Origin of the sequence: Micromonospora sp. NPDC049274 (genome assembly GCF_040678875.1) — a bacterium.
Classification (GTDB): domain Bacteria; phylum Actinomycetota; class Actinomycetes; order Mycobacteriales; family Micromonosporaceae; genus Micromonospora.
In genome coordinates this window covers 85,393-110,633 of record NZ_JBFAQS010000019.1, presented here as the reverse complement: position 1 = coordinate 110,633, position 25,241 = coordinate 85,393, and the positions used below count along the sequence as shown (strand labels likewise).

Annotated in this window: 18 protein-coding genes; 9 read left to right on the top strand and 9 right to left on the bottom strand. The window is 73.0% G+C overall.

The window, feature by feature from the left end:
• Positions 1–134: 134 nt before the first annotated feature.
• The 4 genes from AB0K10_RS28130 to AB0K10_RS28115 are packed head-to-tail and all read left to right on the top strand — an operon-like array spanning position 135 to position 7,356.
• Positions 135–2,759: a fibronectin type III domain-containing protein gene (locus tag AB0K10_RS28130; RefSeq protein WP_363688359.1), complete on the top strand. Its 2,625-nt coding sequence runs from the start codon at positions 135–137 to the stop codon at positions 2,757–2,759.
• A 27-nt stretch (positions 2,760–2,786) separates the two neighbouring features.
• Positions 2,787–3,782: a MoxR family ATPase gene (locus AB0K10_RS28125; protein WP_363688357.1), complete on the top strand. Its 996-nt coding sequence runs from the start codon at positions 2,787–2,789 to the stop codon at positions 3,780–3,782.
• Positions 3,783–3,796: 14 nt separating this feature from the next.
• Positions 3,797–4,957 (top strand): DUF58 domain-containing protein, encoded by a 1,161-nt coding sequence (locus AB0K10_RS28120; RefSeq protein ID WP_363688355.1) that lies wholly within the window; start codon positions 3,797–3,799, stop codon positions 4,955–4,957.
• Complete coding sequence (locus AB0K10_RS28115; protein WP_363688353.1) at positions 4,954–7,356, top strand: transglutaminaseTgpA domain-containing protein; 2,403 nt, start codon at positions 4,954–4,956, stop codon at positions 7,354–7,356. The genes AB0K10_RS28120 and AB0K10_RS28115 overlap by 4 nt, the downstream gene beginning before the upstream one ends.
• 54 nt (positions 7,357–7,410) lie before the next feature.
• Here the strand turns inward: AB0K10_RS28115 and AB0K10_RS28110 are convergent, their stop codons facing one another.
• Together AB0K10_RS28110 and AB0K10_RS28105 are read right to left on the bottom strand one after the other, a co-directional pair.
• The gene (locus AB0K10_RS28110; RefSeq protein WP_363688351.1) at positions 7,411–7,935 is read right to left on the bottom strand and encodes a hypothetical protein; all 525 of its coding nucleotides are present in this window, start codon (positions 7,933–7,935) and stop codon (positions 7,411–7,413) included.
• Positions 7,936–8,000: 65 nt separating this feature from the next.
• Positions 8,001–9,035, bottom strand: coding sequence for a hypothetical protein (locus AB0K10_RS28105; RefSeq protein WP_363688349.1), 1,035 nt, complete (start codon positions 9,033–9,035; stop codon positions 8,001–8,003).
• A gap of 161 nt (positions 9,036–9,196) precedes the next feature.
• Here AB0K10_RS28105 and AB0K10_RS28100 point away from each other — a divergent pair, with 161 nt between their 5' ends.
• Positions 9,197–10,000: a methyltransferase domain-containing protein gene (locus AB0K10_RS28100; RefSeq protein ID WP_363688347.1), complete on the top strand. Its 804-nt coding sequence runs from the start codon at positions 9,197–9,199 to the stop codon at positions 9,998–10,000.
• Positions 10,001–10,006: 6 nt separating this feature from the next.
• Here AB0K10_RS28100 and AB0K10_RS28095 read toward each other — a convergent pair whose 3' ends face one another.
• Together AB0K10_RS28095 and AB0K10_RS28090 are read right to left on the bottom strand one after the other, a co-directional pair.
• Positions 10,007–10,798, bottom strand: a complete 792-nt coding sequence (locus AB0K10_RS28095) for an SDR family oxidoreductase (protein WP_363688345.1) — start codon at positions 10,796–10,798, stop codon at positions 10,007–10,009.
• Positions 10,795–11,778, bottom strand: a complete 984-nt coding sequence (locus AB0K10_RS28090) for an LLM class F420-dependent oxidoreductase (RefSeq protein WP_363688430.1) — start codon at positions 11,776–11,778, stop codon at positions 10,795–10,797. The genes AB0K10_RS28095 and AB0K10_RS28090 overlap by 4 nt, the downstream gene beginning before the upstream one ends.
• Before the next feature lie 154 nt (positions 11,779–11,932).
• On the opposite strand from AB0K10_RS28090, the gene AB0K10_RS28085 reads away from it, so the two are divergent.
• Together AB0K10_RS28085 and AB0K10_RS28080 are read left to right on the top strand one after the other, a co-directional pair.
• Complete coding sequence (locus tag AB0K10_RS28085) at positions 11,933–13,153, top strand: low temperature requirement protein A (RefSeq protein ID WP_363688343.1); 1,221 nt, start codon at positions 11,933–11,935, stop codon at positions 13,151–13,153.
• 39 nt (positions 13,154–13,192) lie between these two features.
• Positions 13,193–14,056, top strand: a complete 864-nt coding sequence (locus AB0K10_RS28080) for a DUF1028 domain-containing protein (RefSeq protein ID WP_363688341.1) — start codon at positions 13,193–13,195, stop codon at positions 14,054–14,056.
• Positions 14,057–14,215: 159 nt separating this feature from the next.
• Here the strand turns inward: AB0K10_RS28080 and AB0K10_RS28075 are convergent, their stop codons facing one another.
• The gene (locus AB0K10_RS28075) at positions 14,216–15,064 is read right to left on the bottom strand and encodes a maleylpyruvate isomerase N-terminal domain-containing protein (protein WP_363688339.1); all 849 of its coding nucleotides are present in this window, start codon (positions 15,062–15,064) and stop codon (positions 14,216–14,218) included.
• 8 nt (positions 15,065–15,072) lie between these two features.
• Positions 15,073–15,960, bottom strand: a complete 888-nt coding sequence (locus AB0K10_RS28070) for a phosphatase PAP2 family protein (protein WP_363688337.1) — start codon at positions 15,958–15,960, stop codon at positions 15,073–15,075.
• 185 nt (positions 15,961–16,145) lie between these two features.
• Here AB0K10_RS28070 and AB0K10_RS28065 point away from each other — a divergent pair, with 185 nt between their 5' ends.
• Positions 16,146–16,808 carry a DUF3159 domain-containing protein gene (locus AB0K10_RS28065; protein ID WP_363688428.1) on the top strand — a complete coding sequence of 221 codons (663 nt, stop codon included), beginning with the start codon at positions 16,146–16,148 and terminating at the stop codon, positions 16,806–16,808.
• Between the two features lie 284 nt (positions 16,809–17,092).
• On the opposite strand, the gene AB0K10_RS28060 is transcribed toward AB0K10_RS28065, so the two are convergent.
• Positions 17,093–19,999 carry a glycoside hydrolase family 48 protein gene (locus AB0K10_RS28060; RefSeq protein WP_363688335.1) on the bottom strand — a complete coding sequence of 969 codons (2,907 nt, stop codon included), beginning with the start codon at positions 19,997–19,999 and terminating at the stop codon, positions 17,093–17,095.
• Between the two features lie 845 nt (positions 20,000–20,844).
• Here AB0K10_RS28060 and AB0K10_RS28055 point away from each other — a divergent pair.
• Positions 20,845–22,188, top strand: coding sequence for a GH1 family beta-glucosidase (locus AB0K10_RS28055; protein WP_363688333.1), 1,344 nt, complete (start codon positions 20,845–20,847; stop codon positions 22,186–22,188).
• 78 nt (positions 22,189–22,266) lie between these two features.
• Here the strand turns inward: AB0K10_RS28055 and AB0K10_RS28050 are convergent, their stop codons facing one another.
• Positions 22,267–22,680: a roadblock/LC7 domain-containing protein gene (locus AB0K10_RS28050; RefSeq protein WP_197281421.1), complete on the bottom strand. Its 414-nt coding sequence runs from the start codon at positions 22,678–22,680 to the stop codon at positions 22,267–22,269.
• Between the two features lie 5 nt (positions 22,681–22,685).
• Entirely contained in the window at positions 22,686–25,241 is a 2,556-nt protein-coding gene (locus AB0K10_RS28045) for a nitrate- and nitrite sensing domain-containing protein (RefSeq protein WP_363688331.1), read from the bottom strand.

Here is a 25,241-nt window from a genome sequence, read left to right as displayed (position 1 = left end):
CACGCTCGGTATCCACAGGGGTGACGGTGCGGGTTCCCCCGTTCCCGGTCGGGCCATATGATGGCACCCGGCTCAGGGGAGGGGTCGCCGCGAGGCGTACGCCACCTGCCACGACTCAGGGAAGGCAGCCGGCTGTGGCCAGCATCGACGACGCCGAGCGGACCGACGCCCCCCGTTCCCGGTCCCGACTGCGCGGCGGGCTGGTGACGGTCGGCACGGTCACCGCGCTGCTGGCCGCCATGGGGCTGACCGTCCTGGGGCTGGGCGCGGCGGACAACGCGGTGGCCAACTACGACGCGAGTTCCTGGCTGTGGAGCGCGGCGCGCAGCGAACTGGCCCGGGTCAACGGGGTCACCGCGCGGGTGGACACCCGGACCGAGGTTCCGGGCGCCCGCCGACACCCGATGCAGGTCGCACAGACCGATCGGCTGCTGATCCTGCGTGATCTGCAGACCGGGCAGATCAGCTCACTGGACCTGGCCACCCTGCAGCTCACCGCTACGACGCCGACCACACCCGGCCTGGGTGTGAGCGTCGCCCTGCACGAGGACGCGGCGTTCGTCGTCGACGCCGTGCAGGGCATCGTGCGGCAGCTCGATCCGCGGTCGTTGAGCCCCATCGGTGAGCCGGTGCGTTATCCCCCGGGCATCACCGGCGGCACTTTCGACGGTGAGGGCCGGCTCTGGATCGCGGTGCCCAGCGAGGGCACCGTCTCGGCGGTCACCGCCGCGAAGCTGCCGTCCGCGCCGGCCTCGGCCGCGCCGGCCGGGAGCGGGCTCAGCCCGGAGCGGGTCGAGACGTACGACGTGGCGGACGCCAGCCACGAGCTGGTGGTCTCCACCCTGGACGACGGGGTGGCGGTGCTCGACCGCACGGCCGGCCGGCTGGTGCGGGTGCAGCACGGTGAGGTCCGTCCGACGCCGTTGACGCTGCCCGGCCCGGCGGCGATGCCGACCCGCACCTCCGGGCCGCGGGTGCCCGTGACGGTGCCGGCGGAGCGGCGGGTGTTGGTGGTGGGTGACGCCGGTGAGGAGCGGGCGTTCACGGTGCCGGGCAGCGGCGACCGGCTGAGCCCGGCGGTGGCGTGGGCCGACCGGTTCTACTGCGCCGACGAGGCGACCGGCACCATCTACTCCTTCGACGCGGGCGGCCAGTTGGTCGACACCATCAAGGGCCGGGCGAACGGCCCGCTGGAGATGGAGGTGCGGGAGAACCACCTCTTCATCAACTCGCCCGACTCGGCGACGGCCCGCGTGGTGGACGACAAGCACCAGGTGCGCGAGGTCGACAAGTACGCCAACGACGTGCTGGGCGGTGACCCGCCGCCTGCTCCCCCGCCGCCGCCTCCGCCGAAGAAGCCCCGGGTGGGCAAGCCGAGCGCGCCGCGCAGCGTCACCGCCGCCGCCGGCAACGCCCAGGCCCGGGTGAGCTGGCGGCCTGCCGCCGCGAACGGCGCCGAGATCATCAAGTACGTGGTGCAGGGCGCCGACAAACGCCTGGAGGTGGGCGCCAACCAGCGTTCGGTGGAGGTCAAGGGGCTGACCAACGGCGAGACGTACCGTTTCGCGGTGCACGCCGTCAACGCCAAGGGTGATGGCCCGGCGCGCAGCAGCAACCCGGTGACCCCGACCGCGGCGGTGCCCGATGCGCCAACAAGCGTCACGGCGCAGGAGCGGCCGGACGGCACGGTGGTGGTGAAGTGGCCGGCCGCGAACGGGCAGGGCAACAAGATCGCCAAGTACGCGGTGACGGCCACCTCGGCGGGGACGAACGCGCCGGCCGGAGAGTCGACGAAGACCGAACTGGTGGTGCCGGCCGGTGAGCTGGAGTTCGGCACCCAGTACGTGTTCACGGTCGTGGCGGTCAACGACAAGGGGGCCGGCTCGGCGGCGTCGCCGGTCAGCAACACCGTGGTGCCGTACGCGGCGCCCGGCCGGCCGCTCGACCTGCAGGCCGGGACTGTCGCCGACCAACCGGGCGCGGTCACCGTGCAGTGGTCGCCGGCCGAGGCGAACGGGCGGCCGGTGACGAAGTACCAGGTGGACGTCGGTGGCAGGACCAGCGAGGTGACCGAGACCCGCACCACCGTCACCGGTCTGGGCAACGGCCAGAACGTCACGGTGAAGGTGAAGGCGGTAAACGAGGCCGGGGCGGGCCCGGAGGCGACCGCCACGGCCCGTACGGTCGCGGCGCCGCAGGTCACGGTCACCGGCTCGTCGTCGACGGCCACGTCGGCGACTGTCACGTTCACAGTGGATGCGGGCGGCGGCAGGGCCACCTGCTCGCTGAGCACGTCGGGTGAGCCGGCGAAGGCCGGGGCCTGCTCCAGCATCACGATGACGGGGCTGACGCCGGGCACGTCGTACTCGTTCACGGTGACCGCCAGCAATGCTGCCGGTAAGAACACGGCAACGAGGGCGCAGGCCACGCTGGCGCTCTACGGCATCGCCACCTGCAACAACGGGCCGGACGGCGACCAGCGGACCTACTGCGACAAGGAAGTCGACGGCCGCAACGGCAACGAGATCTTCAAGGTCACCCGGCAGGACAACGACCAGCAGGCCGGCTGGGCGAAGCCCGGCCGGCGGTTGAAGGCGTACTGCAAGAAGTCCGGCGAGGACGTCGACTCCTGGATCTACAACAACCAGAAGCGCAGCACCTGGTGGGTGCAGGTCGAATTCAACGGGAAGAACTACATCCCGTGGGCCTGGCTCAACCTGGAGGGCGGCGACAACATCAACGTCCTGCCGACCTGCTGAACCACCAGCCGAGGAGCACCGCCGACCGTGAACATCCACGAGCCGCTCACCCAGCCGGAGGTGCAGGGCTTCGCCGCCCTGGCCGCCCGGCTGGCCGAGAACGTCAACGCGGTGGTGCTCGGCAAGCCGCAGGTGGTCCGGTTGGCGCTGACCGCGCTCTTCGCCCAGGGTCACGTGCTGCTGGAGGACGTGCCGGGGGTCGGTAAGACGACCCTGGCGCGGGCCATCGCCGCGACGGTGAAGGGTCAGTGGCGGCGCATCCAGTTCACGCCCGACCTGCTGCCGTCGGACGTGTCCGGTGTGACCATCTTCAACCAGGCGAGCAGGGACTTCGAGTTCCATCCGGGGCCGGTGTTCGCCAACATCGTGATCGCTGACGAGATCAACCGGGCGTCGCCGAAGACCCAGTCGGCGCTGCTGGAGGTGATGGAGGAGCACACGGTCACCGTGGACGGGGTGCGGCACCCGGTGCCGTCGCCGTTCCTGGTCGTCGCCACGCAGAACCCGGTGGAGATGGACGGCACCTACCGGCTGCCCGAGGCGCAGCTCGACCGTTTCCTGGTGAAGCTGTCCGTCGGCTACCCGGACGAGGCGGTCGAGGTGGAGGTGCTGCGCGGTGCGACGGTCCGCTCCCCCGAGGCGCTCGCCCCGGTCACCGACACCGCGACCGTCGGGGAGATGGTCCGGATGGCCCGCCGGGTGCACATCGCCGAGCCGCTCTACGCGTATGCGGTCCGGCTGGCCGCCGCCACCCGCACCCATCCGCAGGTACGCGTCGGGGTCAGCCCCCGGGGTGTGATCGCGTTGACGCGGGCGGCGTGCTCGTACGCGCTTATCGACGGCCGGGGCTGGATCATGCCGGAGGACCTGAAGGCGCTCGCCGAACCGGTGTTCGCGCACCGGCTGCTGCTCACCCCGGACGCGCAGGTGCGCGGGGTGACCCCTGCGGAGGTGCTGCGCCAGGCGATCGCCTCGGTCCCGGTGCCGCTGCCGTCGGGGCAGCCCGCCCCGGTGCAGGGCTGACCGGCAGCAGCGCCATGGGGATCACCGCCCGCGGAGTCGGGCTGCTCGTCGCCGCTGTCGTCCTGCTCGGCCTGGGGTTCCGTTTCGCGTACCCCGAGTTGACGCTGCTCGGTGCGGCGGCCGGCGCGGCCGTCGGCTACGCGGCGCTGACCGCGGCCTGGCGGCCCCGCCTGCTGGTCGGCCGCCGGGCGGACCCGGACCGGGTGGCGCGGGGGGAGCCGGCGAGCATGACGCTCACCGTGCGTAACGCCGGCCGGCTGCGGTCGGCGAACCTGCTGGCCGAGGACCGGTGTGGGAGCCGTGCGGTGCCGGTGCCGCTGCTGCGCCTGCGGCCGGGGCGGGACACCGAGGTCCGCTACGACGTGCCGACCGTCCGTCGGGGGGTGGTGCCGGTCGGTCCGCTGCGGGTGACCCGGCGCGACCCGCTGGGCCTGGTGGCGCTGGCCCGCCCGTACGGGGAGACGACGCCAGTCTGGGTGCACCCTCGGATCCATCCGCTGACGGCGGTTCCCACCGGTGCGGGGCGCAGCCTCGACGGCCGGGTGGACGGGGTGCCGAACGGGTCGATCACGTTCAATTCGTTGCGAGAGTACGTGGTGGGTGACGACCTGCGTCGGGTGCACTGGCGCACGAGCGCCCGGGTCGGCGAGCTGATGGTGCGCGAGAACGTGGACACCAGCCTGCCCCGCCTGGTCGTCCTCCTGGACAACCGCGCCGCCGCGCACCCGGATCGGGTGGACGGGGTGGCCGAGTCGTTCGAGTCCGCGTGCGAGGCGGCGGCGTCGGTTGTCACCGCCGCGCACCGAGCGGACCTGCCGGTGCTGATGCTGCTGGTCGGCACGGAGCTGATCGAGCGTGGGCCGGGGGACGCCGAGATGGCGCCACTGGACCGGCTCGCCGCCGCCGACCTGTCCGACGAGGCCGACGCGTTGCGCGCGGTCACCAGCCGGCTGCGCCAGGACCGGCTCGGCGACACGCTGATCTTCCTGACCGGCCCCGGTGGGCGGGACGGGTTGGGGCACGTCGGCGCGCTGCGCGGCGCGTACCCGTCGGTGGTGGTCGGGGTTTTCGGCGCGGCCGAGCCGACGCCCGCGGGCACGGCCGGCCTGGTGGTGGTCGACGCGGTGGACGGCGCGCAGTTCGCCGCCGAGTGGGACGGGGTGCGCCGGTGGTGACGGGCGTCGAACCTGACGTGGCGGCGGACCCGCGGCGGGTGCCCTCGACAGCCGGCCGCGCGACCGGGCGGGTGGTACGCCTGCTGCGGGCGGCCGTCGTGCCGCTGGCGTTGATCGCGCTCACCGGGCTCGCCGGGGTGGTGCTCGGCCGGGTGTACGCGGGCGACCTGCTGACCCGGCTGGTGCTCGGCGCGGCGGTGGGCTCGGTGCTGGTCAGCGTGGCGGCCCGACGGCTGCCGTCCTGGCTGGTCGCTCCGGTGTCGATGGCGGCGTTGGTCGGGTGGACGCTGTGGTCGCTGCGACTGGCCGCCGCCCGCGCCGACCTGCCGGGGAGCCTGCTGGAGGTGAGCGCGGACGCGGCGCGCAACGGCATTCCGCGGCTGCTCACGGCGATGATTCCGGTGGAGCCCACACCGGACACGGTGCTGGTCCCGGTGGTGGCGGCGTGGCTGGCCGGTCTGGCCGGGGCGGAGGTGGCGCTGCGCGCCGGCCGGGTGCTGCTCGGCTACCTTCCGGCCGCGGGGCTCTACGTCGCGGCCCTCTACGTGGTCGGCCCGAACGCCGAGCCTGCGATCGGGGCGACTGTGGCCTTCGTAGCGGTCGCGGCGGTCGGGCTCGCCGCGCCGTCGGGTGTGCCGGCCGGCGGGGATCCGACGGTGGGTCTCGCCCCGGGGGTGCGCGCGGCGGTGCGGCTTCGGCTGGCTGCCTCGGCGGCGCTCGGCGTGGTCCTGGTGATCGGCCTGGTCGCGGTGCTCGGCCCGGTGGTCGCCGGTCAGGTCGACGGGCGGCCGGTGGACCCGCGCCGGTACGTGGAGCCACCGCAGGTGCAGACGCTCGACGAGAACCCGCTGATCCGGATCTCCGGCTGGGCGCTGCACCCGGAGCAGAAGCTCCTCGACGTGAGCACGGTGGGCGCGGCCCCGCCCGCAGGCAACACGGACGACCCGAAGGCGGCCCGCAGCGTACGGATCCGGTTGGCGGTGCTCAGCGACTATGACGGGATCACCTGGCGGGTCGGTGCGACGTACCGCAACGCGGGACGGATCCTGCCGGCCACCGAGCCGGCCCGGGACAGCACGGTGGAGACCGTTCGGCAGGACATCACAGTGGCGGAGCTGAGCGGTCGGCTGCTCCCGGCCGTGGCGACGCCCCGCGAGGTCAGCGGGGCGCGGGTGGCGTACGACCCGGCGACGGGGACGCTGATCCGGCCGGAGGGGCTGACACCGGGGCTGCGGTACACGGTGACGTCGGCCCGGGAGCGACCGGACAACAATCTGCTGGCCACCGCGAACGTGCCGGCCGGCGAGGAGGTGGCCCGGGTGCTGCGGGTCGCCGACGGGGTGCCCGACCCGCTGCGCCGGTTGGCGGCCCAACTCGCCGAGGAGAACGGCGCTCCGTACGCGCGGGCGGCGGCGATCGAGCAGTTCCTGGCCGAGCACTACCGGGTGGTGGCCGACGCGCCGAGCGGGCACGCGTACCCGAACCTGGCCTTCTTCCTCTACGGCCCGCGCAACGGCGGCGGGCAGCGGGGCACGTCGGAGCAGTTCGCGGCGGCGTTCGCGGTGCTGGGCCGGCTCTCCGGGCTGCCGACACGGGTGGTGGTCGGCTTCTCCTCCGGCGGGCAGGGGCCGGTGCGGGCCGGTGACGCGTACGCCTGGCCGGAGGTGCTCTTCGACGGGTTGGGTTGGGTGGCGTTCGACCCGCTGCCCCGCCCGGAGAACGAGCCGAGGCCTGTGGAGGAGGACTTCCGTCCGACCCCGGAGGACCCTCCGCCGTCGGAGGCGCCGCCGCCCACAGTGGAGCCGACGGCGTCGTCGGAGCCGGTGGCCGCCCCCGATGGCCCACCCGCACGAGGTGGCGTGTCCACGCCGGTGCTGGTCGCGGGCGGCAGCGGTGGTCTGCTGCTGGTGGTGGGGGCGCTGCTGCTGACCCTGTTGGCGATGCGTCGCTCCCTCACCCGCAACCGGCTGGTGCGGGGTGACCCCGGCCAGCGCATCGCCGGCGCCTGGCGGGAGGTCACCGACGCGCTGCGGCTCGCCGGTCGACCGGTCGGTGACGATCTGGCAGCGACCGAGGTGGCCGGACGGGCCCGGCAGGCCCTCGCCGACGCGCGAGCGGGCAGCAGCGGCGACGGCGCAACCAGCAGCGGCGCAACCAGCAGCGGCGTCCCCCGAGACGAGCCGGCCACCGGCGACGGGCCGACCGTCGACGAGTTGGCGGCCCTGCTCAATCAGGTGGGCTTCGCCCCTGGTGCCGCGACGCCGGATCAGGCGACCCGGGCCGCCGAGGTGGCCACCGCCTACGTGGCCACCCTGCGCTCCGCGCGCCCCCGGTGGCGCCGCCTGCTCTGGTCGCTCCACCCCGGTCCCCTGCGCCGAGCCCGCCGCTCTCCGCGGTGATCAGGAGCCCGGCGCCACCACCGGTGGGGCGGGGTGCTCTCGCGCCGAGGGCCGTCATCGCGCCGGTGATCGAACCAGGGCCGCCCGACGACCGTAGTCGACGGCCACGGCTATGACGAGCGGTCCCCAGGCCAGCATCGGGGCGTAGTACCGGAGCACCTCCCAGCCGGGAGGCGTATGCACCGGTTCGTCTTCTCCGACCCCGACCCAGGTGCGCTGCACGAAATGGAACCTGTGGTTCAGGACGAAGTACGCGCAGATGGCGACGAGCAACGATCCGCCGATCAGCGCGACGAGCACCACCGCGCGCGCCGGGATCCCCCGACCGCCGAGCACCGGCGACCAGCCCGGAACCCGTTGTCCCCAGCGCTGCACCAGCCCGAGTGTCAGCAGCGCCAGCCCCATCGACAGGACGGACAGAAAGACCATGTACCAGATCGTGACGGCGTCGTCGGTGAACACGAGCGACAGTCGCCACAGCGCGGACGGTAGGACGCAGAGCGGGACGGCGTAGGCGGCCCAGACGGCCCAGGGTCTCGGATCGGCAGCCCAGGCGCTGTCGACGTCGGTATGGCTCACAGTTGCTCCGATCGGTGTGGGCCGGAGCCGCGGAGGCCCCGGCGATTGTGGAGGGACCGACAGACTCACGACGACACACCGATGGCGGTCGTCCGCTCCTGGCGTGCTCGGGTGGTGCGGGCGTAGCCGGTGGTCGTGACGCCCAGCGCGACTCCCCAGCCGAGGAACACCAGCAGCGTGGCGGCCACCGCCCACTCCCGCACCACGTCCGACCAGGGCAGTTCACCCGTCACCAGTCGACCGACGACGACCCCGGCGCTCAACACGCCGTAGGTGACAAGCGTGAGGGCCACCGCCCCGGCCGGGATCAGCGCCAGCAGCCGGGGAACCGGTCGACCGCGCAGCCCCGGCACCCAGCCCGGGAACTGCTGCCCCCACCGCTGCACCAACCCGAGTACGAGCAGGCCGGCGAGCGGCGGGACGAGCGTGATCGCCACGCCTGTCCACGTCGAGAGGCCTCGGTGGATGTCGTCCAACTCCCGCTCGGGAATGCCGAACGGAACGCCGAGCGCCCACAGCCCGTGCGGTACGGCCCAGCCCACGACCGGCAGCGCGACGGCCGCGTAGGCCCAACGGCGTACCCACCGTGGCACCGGACGGTAGCCGGCGGCCACCGGCGTACGGCGGGGACCGGAGGCGTTCGCGAGCCCGGCGAACAGGATGCCACCGGCCAACAGCGCGAGCCGGGCGCCCAGGTCACGCCAGTCCGAGGGACGCCCGGACAACGCCGCCGGCAGCTCGAAGATCAGGTGCAGCGGGAAGGCGAGGACCGTCAGCAGGGCCGCCGCGGCCCAACTACTCGCCGACGCGAGGCGGCCGGAGGACCGGAAGGCGTAGAGGACCACCGCCAAGAGGACGATGCCGCCTGTCACCGCACCCCATCCCGCCCAGAAGGGCAGCGACTCGACGCGGTCCGCGCCGCACCCACCCCCGGGGTCGACCAGATCGGTGCGGTCGCAGGCGGTGTACCCCCACCGGCCACCCGTGATCCAGTACAGACGCAGAGCCACCTCACCGACGAGGAAGACGACGCACGCCACCGCCCACGCTCTGGTCGGGCCGGACGCTGCGGATGGGTGACGACGGGCGGTGACAGTCATGCACCGATGATCTGCGCCGATGGACGCGTTGGTCCTCCCCCGGCGGAGGGGAAGCAGCTCCCGTCGCTGGGGGATTTTCCGTTCCCACCGCCACCCGCCCGGCTCGTGCGGACGGGTGAAATGCGTTGGCGCGCCCGCGGCACGGCGATGACGATCAGCGTGTGGATCAGCATTCCAGCGACATCGTCGACTACTACACGCAGCACTACCGTGAGGACCAGCGTCTGACCGGCCGACCCCAGGCGCGTCTGGAGTGGATCCGGACGCTGGAACTCCTGCGGGACCTCCTGCCGGAGCCCGGCGCCCGGGTCCTGGATGTCGGCGGCGGCACCGGCGCGTACGCTCGCGCGCTCGTCTCCGCCGGTCACCAGGTGCGCCTCGTGGACCTGGTGCCGGGTCACGTGGCGCACGCCCGTGCTGGCCAGCCGTCCATCGACGCGCAGGTCGCCGACGCGCGTGCCCTCCCGTACGCCGACGACGCCTTCGACGCCGCGCTGCTGCTGGGCCCCCTCTACCACCTGGTGCGACGCGTGGATCGGTTACGGGCCCTGCGGGAGGCCGTCCGCGTCACAGGCCCCGGTGGCCGGGTCGTGGCGGCGGTCATCTCGCGGTTCGCCGGGGCGCTGGACTTCGCGGCCACGGGCCGACTGGACGAGCGGACCCTCGCGGAGGCACGGACGCTGCTCACCGACGGCACCAACGACCCACGGATCGGTTTCACCCACGCCTACTTCCACCGGGTCGAGGAGATCACCGACGAGTGCCGGGCCGCCGGGTTGACCGAGGTGGTCGTGCACGGGGTCGAGGGTCCGGCGTGGACGGCAGCGGAGGCGGCGATCGGCGGCGCGACGGAGGAGAGGGTCTTCGGTGGCGCGCTGGACCTCGCCCGGGTGTACTCCAGCGAGCCGGCGCTTGTCGCGTCGAGCGTGCATCTCCTCGCCATCGGGCGCGTGCCCGCGCGGTAGCGGCGGTCAGGCGGTCAGCCGGCGGACCAGCTTGCGGAGACCGGCCTGCCAGCCGTCCGGGTCTTCGGCGCGGCGGCGCGCGTAGTCGGCGACCTCCGGGTGCGGCAGGATCAGGAACCGCTCCTCGGCCAGCCCGGCGATGGTCGCGTCGGCGACCTGGTCGGGGGTGAGCACCGCTCCGGAGGCGACGATCACCCGTGCGCCCAGGTGCCCCTCGGCGATGCCGTCGGCGAGCATCGGAGTGTCCACTCCCTGCGGGCAGAGGGCGCTGACCCGGATGCCCCGGTCGCGGTAGGTGACGGCGAGCCACTCGGCGAAACCCACCGAGGCGTGCTTCGTCGCGGTGTAGGCGGCGTCGCCCACCGCGGTCAGCACCCCCGCCGCGGAGCAGGTGTGCAGCAGGTGACCACCACCGCGCGCGAGCATGCCGGGCAGCACCGCCCGTGTCGAGTAGACGTGGGCGAGCACGTTGACCCGCCATGCGCGGTCCCAGGCCGCGTCGTCGACCTCCACTCCCCCGCCGGTGGTCACCCCCGCGTTGGCGCAGAACAGGTCGATGCGGCCGAAGCGTCGTTCGGTGTCGTCGACGAGCGCGCGGACCTGGGCCTCGTCGGTGACGTCGAGGGCGGCGGCGTGGGCCACCGGGCCGATGCCCTCGGCCACCGCTCGGGCCGCCTCGGCGTCCAGGTCGGCGACGACCACCGCGGCCGCGCCCTCGGCGGCGAAGCGCCGCGACAGTGCCGCCCCGATGCCGCCGGCGCCGCCGGTGACCACCGCGATCCGGTCGGTGAGGTTCACGCGGACGCTCCCACGGGCTCGGTGCCCAACTGCGCGATGAGGGTCATCAGCGCGGCGACGCTGCCGGCGGTCACCTCCGGGGTGGGCAGCAGCGCGAGGACCGGCACGCCGACGCCGGCGTCGGCGTAGCGGCGGACCTGGGCTCGGCACCGCTCCGGCGAGCCGTGCAGCACCAGGGCGTCGACCACCTCGTCGGGCACGGCCGCGCTGGCGGCACGCCGGTCCCCGGCGGCCCACGCCTGCCACATGGGCGCGAGGACCTCGTCGCGGCCGAGCCAGCGGTGGAACTCGGCGTATGCCGGGACGGTGAGGTAGCTGGTGATCAGCCGGCGGCCCAGCGCTCGGGCGTACGCGGCGTCCTCGGTGGGGCAGACGAAGATCCGGGCGGCGATCTCGAAGCCGGCCCGACGCTCCCCCAGCTCGGCGAGGGCCCGCGGCACGTCGTCGGCGCTGAGCCAGTTGAGGATGACCCCGTCGGCCTCGGCGCCGGCCAGCCGCAGCATGCCCGGGCGCAGCGCGGCGAGCAGGATGGGCGGCGGCACCGCCGGTGGCCGTTCGAGGGTGAACCGGCGCACGGTGAAGGTGTCGTAGACCTCGTCCACCGTCTCACCGCGCAGCGCCGCGCGCAGGAACCGCAGGACGTCACGGGTACGCCGGAACGGCTCGTCGAACCGCACCGCGTTCCAGTCGCGGACGAGCACCGGCGAGGACGCGCCGATCCCGAGCGCGAACCGGCCCGGGGCGGCCTCGGCCAGCGCCGCCGCGCTCATCGCCAGCAGCCCGGGGCCGCGGGTGAAGACCGGGGTGATGGCGGTGCCCAGCCGCAGCCGTGGCTGCCACGCCGCGGCGAGGGCCAGCGGGGTGAACGCGTCGGTCCCGGCGACCTCGGACGACCAGACGTCGGTGAACCCGGCGCGATCGAGGGTCGCGTAGACCGCCTCGTGATCGGCCAGCGGGATCCCGCCCAACGGCACCGTCATGCCCCATCGATTCGTCACCGGTCGATCGTGCCCGTTGACGGGGCCCGTGAGCAAGATCCCCGAAGTGGGCAGAATCGCCGGTTTCCGGCCGCCCGTGCCGGGCGAGGTGTTACGACTTCGAGGTGGACCGGAGCACCGGCGCAGGCCGCTGACCATGGGTTTCAGGGGAACGGGACACCTGGAGCCTGTCGCCTCGGCGGCCGCGCCCGGCCGGGCCACGTTCCTGGAACTCTTCTTCGACCTGGTGTACGTCTTCGCGCTCACCCGGATCTCCACGCGCGCGTTCGAGGACCTGACCAACCCGCCGGGGGCCGAGCACGGCTGGGCAGCGGTCACCGGCGGGGGCAAGACGTTGCTGTTGCTGCTCGCGCTCTGGGCGGTCTGGCAGGGCACCGCGTGGACGACCAGCCGCTACGACCCGTACCGGCTGGCCCTGCAGGCCGTGGTGTTGATCGCGCTGGTGTGCAGCATGGTGATGGGGGTGGCGATCCCCCGGGCGTTCAGCCAGACCGGGTTGACGTTCGCGGTGGCGTACGTGGTCGCGCAGGTGTCCCGGCCGCTGATCCTGGCGATCGCGCTGGGACCGCACCCGTACCGTCGGTTGAAGCTGCGCATGACGGCGGTGTTCGCCACCACCGGGGTGCTCTGGATCGTCGGGGCGCTGCTGCCCACCAACACGCAGGTGATCCTCTGGACGGTGGCCCTGCTCGTCGAGTATCTGGAGGCCCGCTGCGGCTGGCCGGTGCCGGGGCTGGGCCGGTCGACGATCTCGAAGTGGGAGATCGCCGGTGAGCACCTGGCCGAGCGCTACCAGCAGTTCTTCCTCGTCGCGCTGGGCGAGACGATCCTGGTTGCCGGCTTCGCGTACACCCGGGGGTCGGGCGAGTCGGGGCAGGTCTGGGCGATCACGCTGGCGGTGGCCACGTCGATCATGCTGTGGCGGATCTACGTTCAGCGTGCGGGGCAGATCCTGGGCGAGGCGGTCATGGAGGCCCGTCACCCCGCCAACATCGGCCGTTCGGCGGCCGACACCCACCTGGTCATGGTGGTCGGCCTGGCCGCCACGGCGATCGGCTACGAGCTGATCATCGAGCATCCGTTGGGTCACCCCACGGGGTCGTGGCTGGTCATGGTTCTCGGTGGGCCCGCGCTGTTCCTGGCCGGCCGGGCCCGTTTCGAGTACGAGGTGTTCGGGCGGGTCTCGCCGTCGCGGTGGATCGCGATCCTGGTGCTGGCGGCCGCCGCCGTACCGCTGCTGTTCCTGCCGGGGTTGTTCGCGTCGGCCACCGGCGTGGTCGTGCTGGGCGGCGTCGCGGTCGCCGACGCCCGTCGGGCGCGCGGCGCGCCGCCGGAGGCCGCCGCGACGCCGTTCTGACCCGTCGGCGTACGCCCGCAGGCCGGTTAGTCTCGGCGGGTGACCTTCTCCCTCGTCGCGCGTTCCGCCGACGGCCGCCGCCACGGCGTCGTCGTGGCCAGCAAGTTCCTCGCCGCCGGGGCGTTGGTGCCGGCGGCGGAGGCCGAGGTCGGCGCGCTGGCCACCCAGGCGCACGTCAACCTCGCCTACCGCCCGCAGGGGCTGACGCTGCTCCGCACCGGGGTGGCCGCCGCCGACGTGGTGGCCGGGCTGGTCGCCGCCGACGCCGAGCGCGAGCACCGGCAGCTCGGTGTGGTGGGGGCCGACGGCCGGGGCGCGAGCTGGACCGGCCCGGCCTGCCACCCGTGGGCCGGTGGACGGACGGGCGACGGCTGGGCCGCGCAGGGCAACGTGCTCACCGGCCCGGAGGTCGTCGACGCGCTGGGAGACGCGTGGCTGGCCTCTGCGGCGCTGCCGTTCGCCGAGCGGCTGGTCGCCGCGCTGCGCGCCGGTGACGAGGCCGGCGGGGACCGACGCGGCCGGCAGAGCGCCGGCCTGCTGGTGGTCGAGCGCGGCGGAGGGTACGGCGGCACCAGCGACGTGCTGATCGACCTGCGGGTGGACGACCACCCCGACCCGGTCACCGAGTTGGGTCGACTGCTGGCCGTGCACACGATGCTGTTCAGCCGACCCGACCCGGCGACCCTGCTCGACCTGAGCGGCGCGGTCGCCGACGAGGTGGCGGCGTTGCTCAGCGCGCTGGGCCACCAGGTGGGTCACGCCGGGACGGAGGCGGCGCTGATCTCCTGGGCGGGGCTGGAGAACCTGGAGGAGCGGCTGGTGCCGGGGCGGATCGACCCGGTGGTGCTCACGCACCTGCGGGGCGTCGCCCCCCACGTGCCCGCCCCGCGCCCGGCGAGCTGACCAGCCGAGGCTGGCTGACGCCGGGGCGAGGCCGTTCAAGATCCGCACAGTTTCGGGGAAACTGCTGCATCCAGGGCCGGCGAGGCAGCAGTTTCCCCGAAGTTGCGTGAATCTTGGGCCGCCTCGCGCGCCCGGTGGGCGACCGGTCCGGCGGGTGGGTCAGCGACCGAAGACGAGCCAGCGGAAGCCGGCGGCATCGATCGCGGCCTGTTCCGGGACTGTCAGCGTCGCCCGCCCTGTGGTCTTGCGGATCACTGTCAACCGATCCCAACCCAACCCGGCCGGCGCCGGTCGCCCGCCGGTGAGCAGGTCGGCGATCACCGCCTCCGCCTGCGGGGTGAGCCATGGCGGTCGACCCAGCGCGGCGGCCAGGTCCAGGCCATGCACTCCCACCTCGACCACGCGCGTCCGCAGGAACTCGGTGAGGCTCATCGCGTCACCGTGCCGGGTCCGGAGCACCCGCCCGGGTGGGGCGTCAGCGACCGCCGCGTCGGCAGCCTGCCAGGCGCGTTCGAACTCGACCGACAGCGCCGCCCGTCGGACCTGCCCCGCCAGCCGCCCGCCGGCACCGATCCGCGCGGCCTCGGACCGCGCGACATCCGACCGCGTGACATCCGACCGCGTGACGTCCGAGCGCGCGACGTCCGACCGCGCAGCCTCGGACCGCGCCACGCCTGACCGCGCAGCCTCGGACCGCGCAGCCTCGGACCGCGCCACGCCTGACCGCGCAGCCTCGGACCGCGCGGCTTCGATCCGGGCGGCGTCCACCTGCGGGGTGAACTTCGCCGCGCCGAAGTAGCCGGCGGCGTCCACCTCGGCGCGCGGCGGGGCTGGTGCGGCCAGCATGTCGGCCAACCGTCCGGCGCCGGTGCGGACGTGCGCGATCAACTCCCGCACGTTCCAGGGCGGGCAGGGGGTCGGCCGGTCGAGGTCGGCGTCGTCCAGCTCGGACAGGACGTCGGTGAGCCGTAGGCACTCGGCACGAAACGCCGTACGGACCGGGTCCATCCGCCGACTCAGCCCTTGACCCGGGGCACCAGCCGGTGCACGACGGTCAGCACCAGCGCCATCACCAGCGCCATCGTGCCGGCGATGCCCGCGGCGCTGCCCGCGTACCCGACGAAGAGGGCGCGGCGGCTCAACGCCTCCGGGCCCGTCCCGCGCAGGTCCACCAGCCAGGTGAGGGCCAGGCCGGAGGCGATCAGGGCGAGCACACCGGCCACGCCGAGCAGGATCGCGGCGAGGCGGTGCGCGTCACCGGGCGCGATCTGGGCCTGCTCGCGCTGGGTGATCAGCAGGACCAGGCCGGCCAGTGCCGCCCAGACGCCCACCACCAGGTAGGCGGCGACCGCGTCGCTGGGTCGGTGCCACCCGGCGGAGAGGGTCGCCACCCCGGCGATGGCTGCGTAACTCGCGCCGACGAAGGCGCCGACGGCCCGCACCTTGGGGGGCAGGACGAGCATCAGCGCGACCGCCACCGACGCGGCCACGGCGGTGTGCCCACTGGGGAGGCTGTTACCCACAGCGACGCGCTCCGGGTCGAGGCCGAGGTCGGGCCGGCTCAGACCGTACTTGAGCAGTTGGGTGGAGACGTTCGCCCCGGCGATGAGCAGGGTCGCGGTGACGGCCAGGGCGATCCGCCCGCGGATGAGCGCGATGAAGCCGATCATCGCGGTGGCGGCGAGCAGGGAGACGACCGACATCGCGTTGAGGATCCGGTCCACCGGCCCGTCGATGCGATCGTGGCCGATCTGGTTGCCGGTCAGGGCGACCGTGTCGACCCACTGGCCGATCTCGGTGTGCACGGCCACCCGCCAGACGGCGAGGAAGGCGGCCGCCTGGACGAGGGCCAGTACGACCAACCAGACCGCGGTCCAACCCCGTGCCGTCGCGCGCATCCGCACACCGTAGCGGCAGGTGCCGGCCGGTCGGCCGGTGGCCCACCGGCTCCCGGCGGTTAGGTTGAGGCGGAGGCGAGGAGGTGGCGGTGGGCGGCACACCGGAGCGGGAGTCCGGCCAGGTCGAGCCCGGCCCGGACGGCGCGACGACGGCCGGTCCGGACGCCGACCGGGCGGCACGGACCGAGTCCCTGGCGGACCTCCTGGGCGGGCGGCGTGGCGCGGTGGACGCCACCCTGCCGCCGGTGGCGTTCGCCCTGGGGTGGCTGCTCGGCGGCGAGTCGCTGTGGGCCGGGGTGGGCGCGGCGCTCGCCGTGGGCGTCGCGGTGGCCGGCGTACGGCTGCGGCGGGGTGACCGGCCGCGCTCGGTGCTGATCGGGCTGCTCGCCGTCTGCGTCGCGGCGCTGATCGCGGTGCGGACCGGCCGGGCCGAGAACTTCTTTCTCATCCAGTTGCTGTCGAACGCCGCGAGCGCGCTGGCCTGGGCCGTCAGCATCGTGGTGCGCTGGCCGCTGCTCGGGGTGCTGGTCGGTGCCGCGCTGGGCCAGCGGACGCGCTGGCGACGGGATCCGGCGCTGCTGCGGGGGTACGGCCGGGGCAGTTGGGTGTGGACGGCGACCTACCTGGTGCGGCTGGCGGTGTTCGTACCGCTCTACCTGAGTGGGCAGGTGCTCGCGCTCGTGGTGGCCCGGGTCGCGTTGACCTGGCCGCTGGTCGCGGCGGCGCTGGCCGTGAGTTGGGTGGTGCTGCGCCGGTCGTTGCCGGCCGGGCATCCGGGGCTGCGTCACCCGGTCGTCGGCGGCCCGGACGGCCGGCCCGACGAGCCGGCCGGGAAGAGGCCCCGACGGGCATAAAAGTGGAGAGGCCGCCACGGGGGGAGCGGCCTCTCCGGTGACGTACGTTACTCCGTCATCCTCATCGGTGTGATCCCGTGCCAGCCCGAATTTCTGGGCTTTTTCGCGGCAGTCTCCAGTCCGGGCGGTGGGGTGGGCCGGTCGACCCGCTGCGTTGGCCAGATGACCGGCCCACCCCGGCCTGACCGTGGGTGTCAGGCCGTCCGCCGGCCGGGTCCCATCGTTCCCCCGGACCCGGCCGAACCCCGGGGTGGGTGGGGCACTCCACCCACCCCGGGTCGCTCTCAGCCGTTCGGGAACAGGCTTCCGTAGTCGGCGTACGCCATTGCCACGTCGGCCTGCGCCCAGAAGCGGTGGTAGTTGAACGTCGGCTCCGGGCCACCGTTCAGGTATGCCTGCACCTTGGGCCAGTCCGGGTCGTTCTTGTAGAACGACCGGATGTCGAGGAAGCTCTTGCCCGCGGCGATGGCGTCGCCGTTGGGCATCTTCCCGGTCCAGCCCGGCGGGACGTAGAGGCCCTGCCCGGTGGACGCGTCGTAGGTGTCGTCGAAGCGCTTGTAGTCGCCACGCGTCTCGGTGGTGGAGACGCCCTTCGCGTCACTGGCGGCGTCGAGCGCGTCGAGCAGACCCTTGGCGGTGGTCTTCGCGGCCGCGTTGCCCGACTTGGCCGCGTACGCGATCAGGATCCGGGCGTAGGAGGCGGCGACGCCGACGTCCTGGCCCTTGCTGATCACCTCGACGTGCAGGTTGCTGTTGGGCTGCGGGCTGGACGGGTTCCAGGTGGTCGGCTGACCGGTCCACTTCATGTCCGACGGGATCGACCAGTTGGTGCCGACGGTCGTGTTGGCGATCGCCCACGGCACCCACTTGTCCAGCAACGCCTTGGCCTTCGCGTTGCCGGTCTGCAGGTACAGCTCGGCGATGCGCTGCATCGACCACGCCTGCATACCGAACCACTGGTTCGACGGCGGGTCGTTGTAGACCGGGTCGACGTCGTAGAACATGCCGTAGAAGGTGCTGGTGCCCGACGGCGGCTGGGCGTAGCTGCCGTCCCAGCTGTTGGTCGCGCCGCCGGCGATGCCGCCCTCGGCGGACTGCAGCCAGGTGTAGAACTCCAGCTGCCTGTCGAAGCTCTTGGTCCAGTCGGCGACCGCGGTCGACGACTGCGGCTTGAGCTCCGGGGTGTTGGTCAGCGCCCAGGCCGCGAACGGGTTCTGGTAGCCGAAGTGGTTGTGGCTGGAGCCGATCCGCCAGGACCAGTTCTGGCTGGCGTCGTACGCGCCGCCCCAGGCGTAGTACCAGGACAGCAGGTAGTGCGCCGAGTCCTTGCCGCTGCCGGCGGGGCAGGTGCTGGCCCCGACGCAGTTGCCGATCTTCTTGAAGTACTTGTCGAACATCGCGTACCGCAGGTAGTCGCCCATCTTGGCGGCCTTGGCCACGGTGGCGGCGACGTCGGCCTGCTTGCCCTGCGCCTTGGCCCAGGTCAGCGCCCAGTACGCGGCCTGCACGGCGCGGGCGTCGGCGTCCGGGGCGTTCGTGTACTTCCACTGCTTGGCGGGAGCGCCGGTGTCCTTGACGAACAGGTCGAGGTAGCCGTACTGACCGCCGTGCTTGAAGGTGTCGCAGGACGGCTGCGGGATGGTCTCCCACACCGACTCCTGGGTGCCCCGCTGGAAGGTGTTGATGTACGCCGGCTTGGTGGTGCCGTCACCGCAGTGGCCGAAGCCGTAGGTGTTGTCGACGTCCATCAGCCAGTGCATGCCGTAGATGTCGCCGGTGCCGTAGGTGGACTGGAGCTCCGAGCGGAGCGGGTCCTGCCCGACGGAGATGTTCGGGTTCAGCGCCGACGGGTACTGGCTGGGCAGGTTGTACTCCGCGGCGTACTGCGGCGTGCCGGCGGAGCCCGCGGTGGGCTGGTCGGCGTGCGACGGGATGATGTACTTCTCCATCACCGTCCAGGCGTTGTTGAACGGCGCCCAGTTCTGGGTGACGCGGCCGTACTGGGCCTCCAGCCAGATCCAGAAGCTGAACGCCTCCGAGGTGGTCTCGTGGCCGTGGTCGGGCGCCTCGACGATGAGCGTCTCGACCGAGTGGTACGGCACGCCCTCGGGGCTGAAGTAGCCCGAGTTCTTGATCTTGCCGTACTGGTCGAGGAACTTCTTGATGTAGGCGTTGTCACCGCCGGGGGTGTCGTTGTCGATCTCGGTGGCGCTGACCGCCAGGGACGCGAGACCTGTCGCGGACGCGGTGATGGTGGCGGCGCCACCGACGGTGTCGGTGTCCTCCGCCGCGGCGACCGTGACGGTGACCCCGGTGTTCCAGTTGGTAGGTGTCAGCGTGGCGCTGGTCGGCGAGACAGTGACGTCGGTGTCCCCGCTGGGAGTGAGGGTGACCGGCACGCTGGCGCTCGGCGCGGCGCTGAGCTTGAGGTTGAAGGTGGTGGTGCCACCCTCGTTGACGCTCACCGCGGACGGCGTGGCGATCAGCGTCGGGCCGCTGGCGGCGCCGACGGTGAACGCCTTCTCGGCGACACCGATGCCGTTGGCGTTGTCGTACGCCTTGGCCTGCACGGTGTAGTTGCCGGCCGGCAGGTCCTCCTGGGTGTACGCGTACGGCGCGCTGGTGTCGGTGTTGATCAGCAGGCCGTTGCGGTAGAACTCGACCTTGCTGATCGTGCCGTCCGGGTCGCTGGCGGTGGCGGTCAGCGGCACGTCGGCGGGCGCGGTGAACGGCCCGGTCGGCAGGCTGAGGGAGACCGTCGGCGGCTGGTTGGCCGGGGTGCCGTTGCAGGAGGTGCCGTTCAGGGTGAACGAGGTGGGCTTCGGGTTGCTGCCCGAGTAGGAGCCGTTGAAGCCGATGGTGGTGGAGGCCCCGGTGCCGAGGTTGCCGTTGTACGACTCGTTTGTCGCGGTGACCTCACTGCCGGTCTGGCTGAACCTGGCCGACCAGCCCTGCGTGACCCGCTGGCTGCTGTTCGGGAAGGTCCACTTGAGCGTCCAGTTGCTGACCGCGTCGCCCAGGTTCTTGATGGTCACGTTGGCGGTGAAGCCGTTGTTCCAGTCATTGGTCGCGTAGACCACGTCGCAGGCGGGTGCGGCCTGCGCGGCGCCGGCGGGCAGGGTCACCCCGCCGATGACGAGCGCGGCGGCGGCGATTATCGCCACTCGGCGGCGTCGTGCCAGTTGTCTCATGTGCGCGGTGTCTCCTCGGACCAGGCCGGGGTGGTCCCCGGCGTGGCGCCTGCCCGCGGGGTGTGGTGGTACGCGGGGGATTCGAGGCGCCGGGAAGGTGGTCGCCCCGGGCCCGGCCGGGGTGCGGCGGTGCGGCCCGCGCGGGAGGGGGTCCCGCCGGCTGCGCTTGGGTGCCGTGACCGGAAGTCGTGCTGCCGGCTGCCCTCGGCGGACCCGTGCCCACGCGAACTGGCTCCTGTCGCGTTGAATCGACAGTGTGCCATGGAAGCGCTCCCACAACAAGCGCACAGGGGGCTGGATCACCCAGTTGTTTCGATCTCGTTTTGGGTCTTTCACAAAGGCGTGACGGGCGTTACAGTCGCAACATCGGTCGATGGGAGCGCTTCCATCGACAAAGGTTCCAACTGGAAGATCACCGGGACCGTCCTCGTGGCGGGCCCGGGGAACCAACCCGAAGGCCGACGGCGGGCCAGCCCGGACGCCGCCGTCAGCCATCATCCCGCCACAGGGAGGGAGGTGGAACCAGAGCCACTCGCGTGGCCCGGCTCCCGCGCGACACGCACGGCAGGACCCAAATTCCGCCCGTGTGTGTGCAGTTACGGTGGGGACGGGGGTTGCCCTCCCCCGTCCCCACACTAAACCCCCGTACACGATGGGAAAAGAGGCCGACGGGACAGGCGCCAAGCGCCGCCCGGTCGGCCTCGTTCGCTGTCCGGGGCCCTCACCCGCCTCGACCCGCCATGTCCGGCCGCCGTGACGGCCGGCTCACGGGGCCGGCCGCTCCTGACCTATTCTGGGAGCGCTCCCGAATCTCGGCGGCGGCCCCGTATCCACGAGGAGAATCCATGTCGATACCTACCGGGCCCGCCGGCCCGCTGCGCTTTCCCCGCGACTTCGGCTGGGGCGCGGCCACCTCCGCCTACCAGATCGAGGGCGCCGCCAAGGAGGACGGCCGCGGCGAGTCGGTCTGGGACACCTTCAGCCGTGTCCCCGGGCGTACCCGCAACGGCGACACCGGCGACGTGGCCGCCGACCACTACCACCGGTACGCCGAAGACCTTGACCTGATGCGCGAGCTGGGTCTGCGCAGCTACCGCTTCTCCATCTCCTGGCCCCGCGTCCAGCCCGACGGCACCGGCGCGCCCAACCAGCGCGGACTCGACTTCTACCGCCGACTCGTGGACGGCCTGCACGAGCGGGGCATCGCCCCGATGGCCACCCTGTTCCACTGGGACCTGCCGCAGGCGTTGCAGGACGCCGGTGGCTGGGAGTCACGCGACACCGCCCACCGTTTCGCCGACTACGCCGACGCGGTCTTCACCGCCCTCGGCGACTCGGTGCCGGTCTGGCTCACCATCAACGAGCCCAAGACCGTCGTGCAGAACGGCTACCTCATCGGCCACCACGCACCCGGCCGGCAGGACCCGGACGCCGCCTACCTCGTCGCCCACCACCTGCAACTGGCCCACGGCCTCGCGGTCCGGGCGCTGCGCGCCGGCAACGGCACCGGCCGGATCGGCCCCGCGTTCAACCTGCACCCCTGCTACCCCACCGACAACTCTCCCGAGGCCGCCGCCGCCGCCCATCTCTACGACGGCTACGAGAACCGCCTCTACCTCGACTCGCTGCTCAAGGGCAGCTACCCGCAGGACGTGCTGGCCGACCTGGGCCCGCAGAGCCGAATGGTTCGCGGCATCCGCGACGGCGACCTGGCGGTGATCTCGTCCCCGGTCGACCTGCTGGCCGTGCAGTACTACACGCCCATCTACGTGAACGCCGACGGCAGCACCGAACACCGCTGGCCGACCTCCGAGGCCGGTTGGCAACAGATCTACCCCGACGGGATGTACGACATCCTGACCCGGGTCACCCGTGACTACGGCCCGATCCCGCTCACCGTCACCGAGAACGGCCTGCCCACCCCCGACACCCTGACCGCGGACGACACCGTCGACGACAGCGGCCGGATCACCTTCCTTCGCGACCACCTGGCCGCCGCGCACCGCGCCATCAGCGCCGGGGTGCCGCTGGAGAGCTTCCACGTGTGGTCGATGCTCGACAACTTCGAGTGGGACGAGGGGTACGAACAGCGCTGGGGCCTGGTCTACGTGGACTACGCCACCCAGCGTCGGGTGCTCAAGCGCAGCGCCCACTGGTACCGCTCCGTCATCGCCGAGGGCGGTTTCTGAGCGGGCCGCCCGGACGGCCGGGCCCGGACGGCTCGGCTGCGGGTGAGCCGATGACCGTCCGGGTCACGGCCGGAACGCTCAGCGGGGAAGCGCCTGTTGCAACTCCGCCCGCAGCGCGGGGGTGAGCATCTCTCCCGCCTGCTTCGCCAACCGGGCCATCTCGTAACCCACCACGCCGATGTCCGCGTCCCCGGCCGCGAGCGTGGCCAGGATCGACCCGTCGCGTACCTGCATGACCAGGAAGTAGCCACGGCCCATCTCGACCACCGTCTGCTTGACGATGTCGCCGTCGAACATCTGCGCCGCGCCCGCCGTGATGCTCATCAGCCCGGACGTCACCGCGGCGAGCTTGTCCGCGTGGTCGCGGGGCAGATGGTCGGAGATCGCCACCAGCAGCCCGTCGGACGAGACCACCACCGCGTGCGCCACGCCGGGCACCCGCTCGGCGAACGCGCTCACCAGCCAGCTCAGGTCACGTGCCTCCTGGCTCAACGTCGTCACTGTCGTCGTCCTCCTTCGTCGTGCCCCCACGAGGGTGGCACCGGTATCTCGGTGGTGTCCTCGGCCTCGGCCCGCCGTACCCCGCTGTAGAGCCGGGAGAGCATGCCGCCGACCGCCTCCGGGTCCAGCTCGGCGCGTGTCGGCGCCGACTGCGGCTGGGCCGGGCGGGTGACCGCGGATAGTTGCGCCATCGGCACGCGTACCGGCAGGCCCCGTTCGTTCGTGCCGGCCGTCACGGGCGTTGCGGGCGGCACGGCCGGGCCGGGGGCCGCCGGCCCGGTCGGTCCCTGCCGGGACCACCATCCGCCGCCGCCGCCGTCGACGGCGGAGGCGGCGGTAGCCGGGGCCAGCACGTCCTCGGCGCGCACCGGCACGGGGCGGGTCTGGTGCGGCACGGCCGCTGCCGGCGGGCGACCGGCCACCGGCAGGTCCAGCGGCGCGGCGGCCGGCCCATGTGCGCCGGTCGACCGGGACGCGCCCGGCGACCGCTGCGCCGCGGCACTCCGCGCGGCACTGGCCGCCAGCATCCGGGCCGGCGCCGGTGGATCCAGCTCCACCGCACCGGCCGGGGCCAGCAGGGCGGCCGGCACCACCAGTCGCGCGACCAGGCCGCTCTGGCCCGCGTCGAGCCGCACCCGCACGCCCAGCCGGCTCGCCAGGTGGCTGACCACGAACAGGCCCATCCGCTCGACCGCCGCGACGTCCGCGGCCGGCGGGGTGGCCAGCACGGCGTTCGCCTCGGCCAGCGCGGCCGTACTCATGCCCAGGCCGTCGTCCACGATCTCGATCAACGCGGCTGACGCCTCGGCCCGGGCGGTCACCAGCACCACAGTGTCCGGGCGGGAGAACGCGGTCGCGTTCTCCAGCAGCTCGGCCAGCATGTGCACCAGTTCCCCGACGGCGTGACCCACCACGTTGACCTCGCTGACCGCATCCAGCCGGACCCGCTGGTACTGCTCGATCTCGGCGGCGGCGGCCAGCAGCACGGTGCCGAGACCCACCGGACGGTTCCACCGGCGGGTGGAGTCCGTGCCGGCAAGCACCAGCAGACTCTCGTCGTTACGGCGCATCCGGGCGGCCAAATGGTCGAGCTTGAACAGGTTGTCGAGCTGGTCCGGGTCGCTCTCCTCCCGCTCCAGATCGTCGAGCAGCTCCAACTGGCGCTCCACCAGCACCTGGCTGCGGCGGGCGAGGTTGACGAACATCGCGTTGACGTTGCGACGCATCAACGCCTGCTCGACGGCGACGGTCACGGCGCTGCGGTGCACCGCGACGAACGCCTCCGCAAGCTCCCCGATCTCGTCGAGCGAACGGACCACCGCCGGCGCCACCTCGATGCCCGGCACCCCGCCGGTGACGGTTCGCAGTCGATCCAGCGCGTCCGGCAGCTCCACCTGCGCTATGCGCAACGCCTGGCTGCGCAGCAGCCGCATCGACCGGGCGACCGACCGCCCGACCAGCAGTGAGATGAGCAGCGCGACCAGCAACACCGCCACGACACCACCGACGACCAGCAGAGTGGTCCGCAACTGGCCGCTGCTCGCGTCGTCGGCCTGGCGCACCGCGTCGTCAAGCACCCCCGCCTCGACCTGCCGCAGCAACTCCTGGCGCTGTTGGCTGGCCGACCACCACTGCTCCGAGGGCAGCACCTCGGGCGGGGCGTTCCCGACCGGCAGGCTGCGCTCCTCCAGCTCGGTGGCGACCACAAACAGCGGGTTCACCGACGTCTCGTCGTACCGGCGGATCTGGTCCGTGGTGGCGGCCACTCGGAACGCGCCGAGGGCGGTCAACTGCTGGGCGCGCAGATCGCTGAGGACCACCCGGTCCTCCGTGCCGTACCGGCCGGCCCGAGCGGCGGCGTAGAGCTGGGCGCGGACGCGGGAGGACAGCTCCTTGACCCGGGCCATCTGCACGTAACGCAGCACCGAGTCGCTCAGCGCCGCCCGGTCCTGACCCGGCGTCGGCTCGGCGAGCAGATCCAGCAGCGCGCCCACGACCCGGTGGTAGTTGCTCAGGATGGTGTCGTTGCTGAGCACCGCCGGCGGGATCGCCGGACGGATGTCGATCACCTGGTCGTACGCCTCCTGCGCCTCGGAGAAGGCCACCCGCCAGGACGCGTCGGCGTCGGCCAGCGGCCGGGCCGCCCGACTCAGGTCGGCCATCGCCCGGTCGGAGGCCACCTGCAACGGCCGCAGAACGCTCGCGGCGGCCTGCCGGTCGCCGCCGCGGCGCAGCTCGCCCAGCTCACCGGCCGAGCGGTCCCGCTCCTGCTGGAGCTGGTTCACCACAGCGGTGATCTGTCGACCGATGTCGACCTGCCGGGAGAAGTCGTTGAGCGCGGTCGTCCGTCCGACCAGGGCGCTCGTCTGCACGCCCGCGAGCACCAGGAACGCCAACGACGGCACCACCAGCACGGTGGCCAGCTTGGTGCTCATCCGCCAGTCGCGCAGGCGGAACGGCGAGCGGCGTCGATGCGGAACGACGCGGACGTCGAAGCGTCGCCTGCGGTGGTTCGACACCCCGCCGGTCGCCGGGTCGGGACCTGCCGCCAC

What these genes read in the sequence shown, in the direction of transcription:
- AB0K10_RS28060 (WP_363688335.1), bottom strand. Translation starts at nt 19,999, where the DNA reads ATGAGACAACTGGCACGACGCCGCCGAGTGGCGATAATCGCCGCCGCC.
- AB0K10_RS28105 (WP_363688349.1), bottom strand. Translation starts at nt 9,035, where the DNA reads ATGACTGTCACCGCCCGTCGTCACCCATCCGCAGCGTCCGGCCCGACC.
- AB0K10_RS28085 (WP_363688343.1), top strand. Translation starts at nt 11,933, where the DNA reads ATGGGTTTCAGGGGAACGGGACACCTGGAGCCTGTCGCCTCGGCGGCC.
- AB0K10_RS28120 (WP_363688355.1), top strand. Translation starts at nt 3,797, where the DNA reads ATGGGGATCACCGCCCGCGGAGTCGGGCTGCTCGTCGCCGCTGTCGTC.
- AB0K10_RS28075 (WP_363688339.1), bottom strand. Translation starts at nt 15,064, where the DNA reads ATGGACCCGGTCCGTACGGCGTTTCGTGCCGAGTGCCTACGGCTCACC.
- AB0K10_RS28055 (WP_363688333.1), top strand. Translation starts at nt 20,845, where the DNA reads ATGTCGATACCTACCGGGCCCGCCGGCCCGCTGCGCTTTCCCCGCGAC.
- AB0K10_RS28090 (WP_363688430.1), bottom strand. Translation starts at nt 11,778, where the DNA reads ATGACGGTGCCGTTGGGCGGGATCCCGCTGGCCGATCACGAGGCGGTC.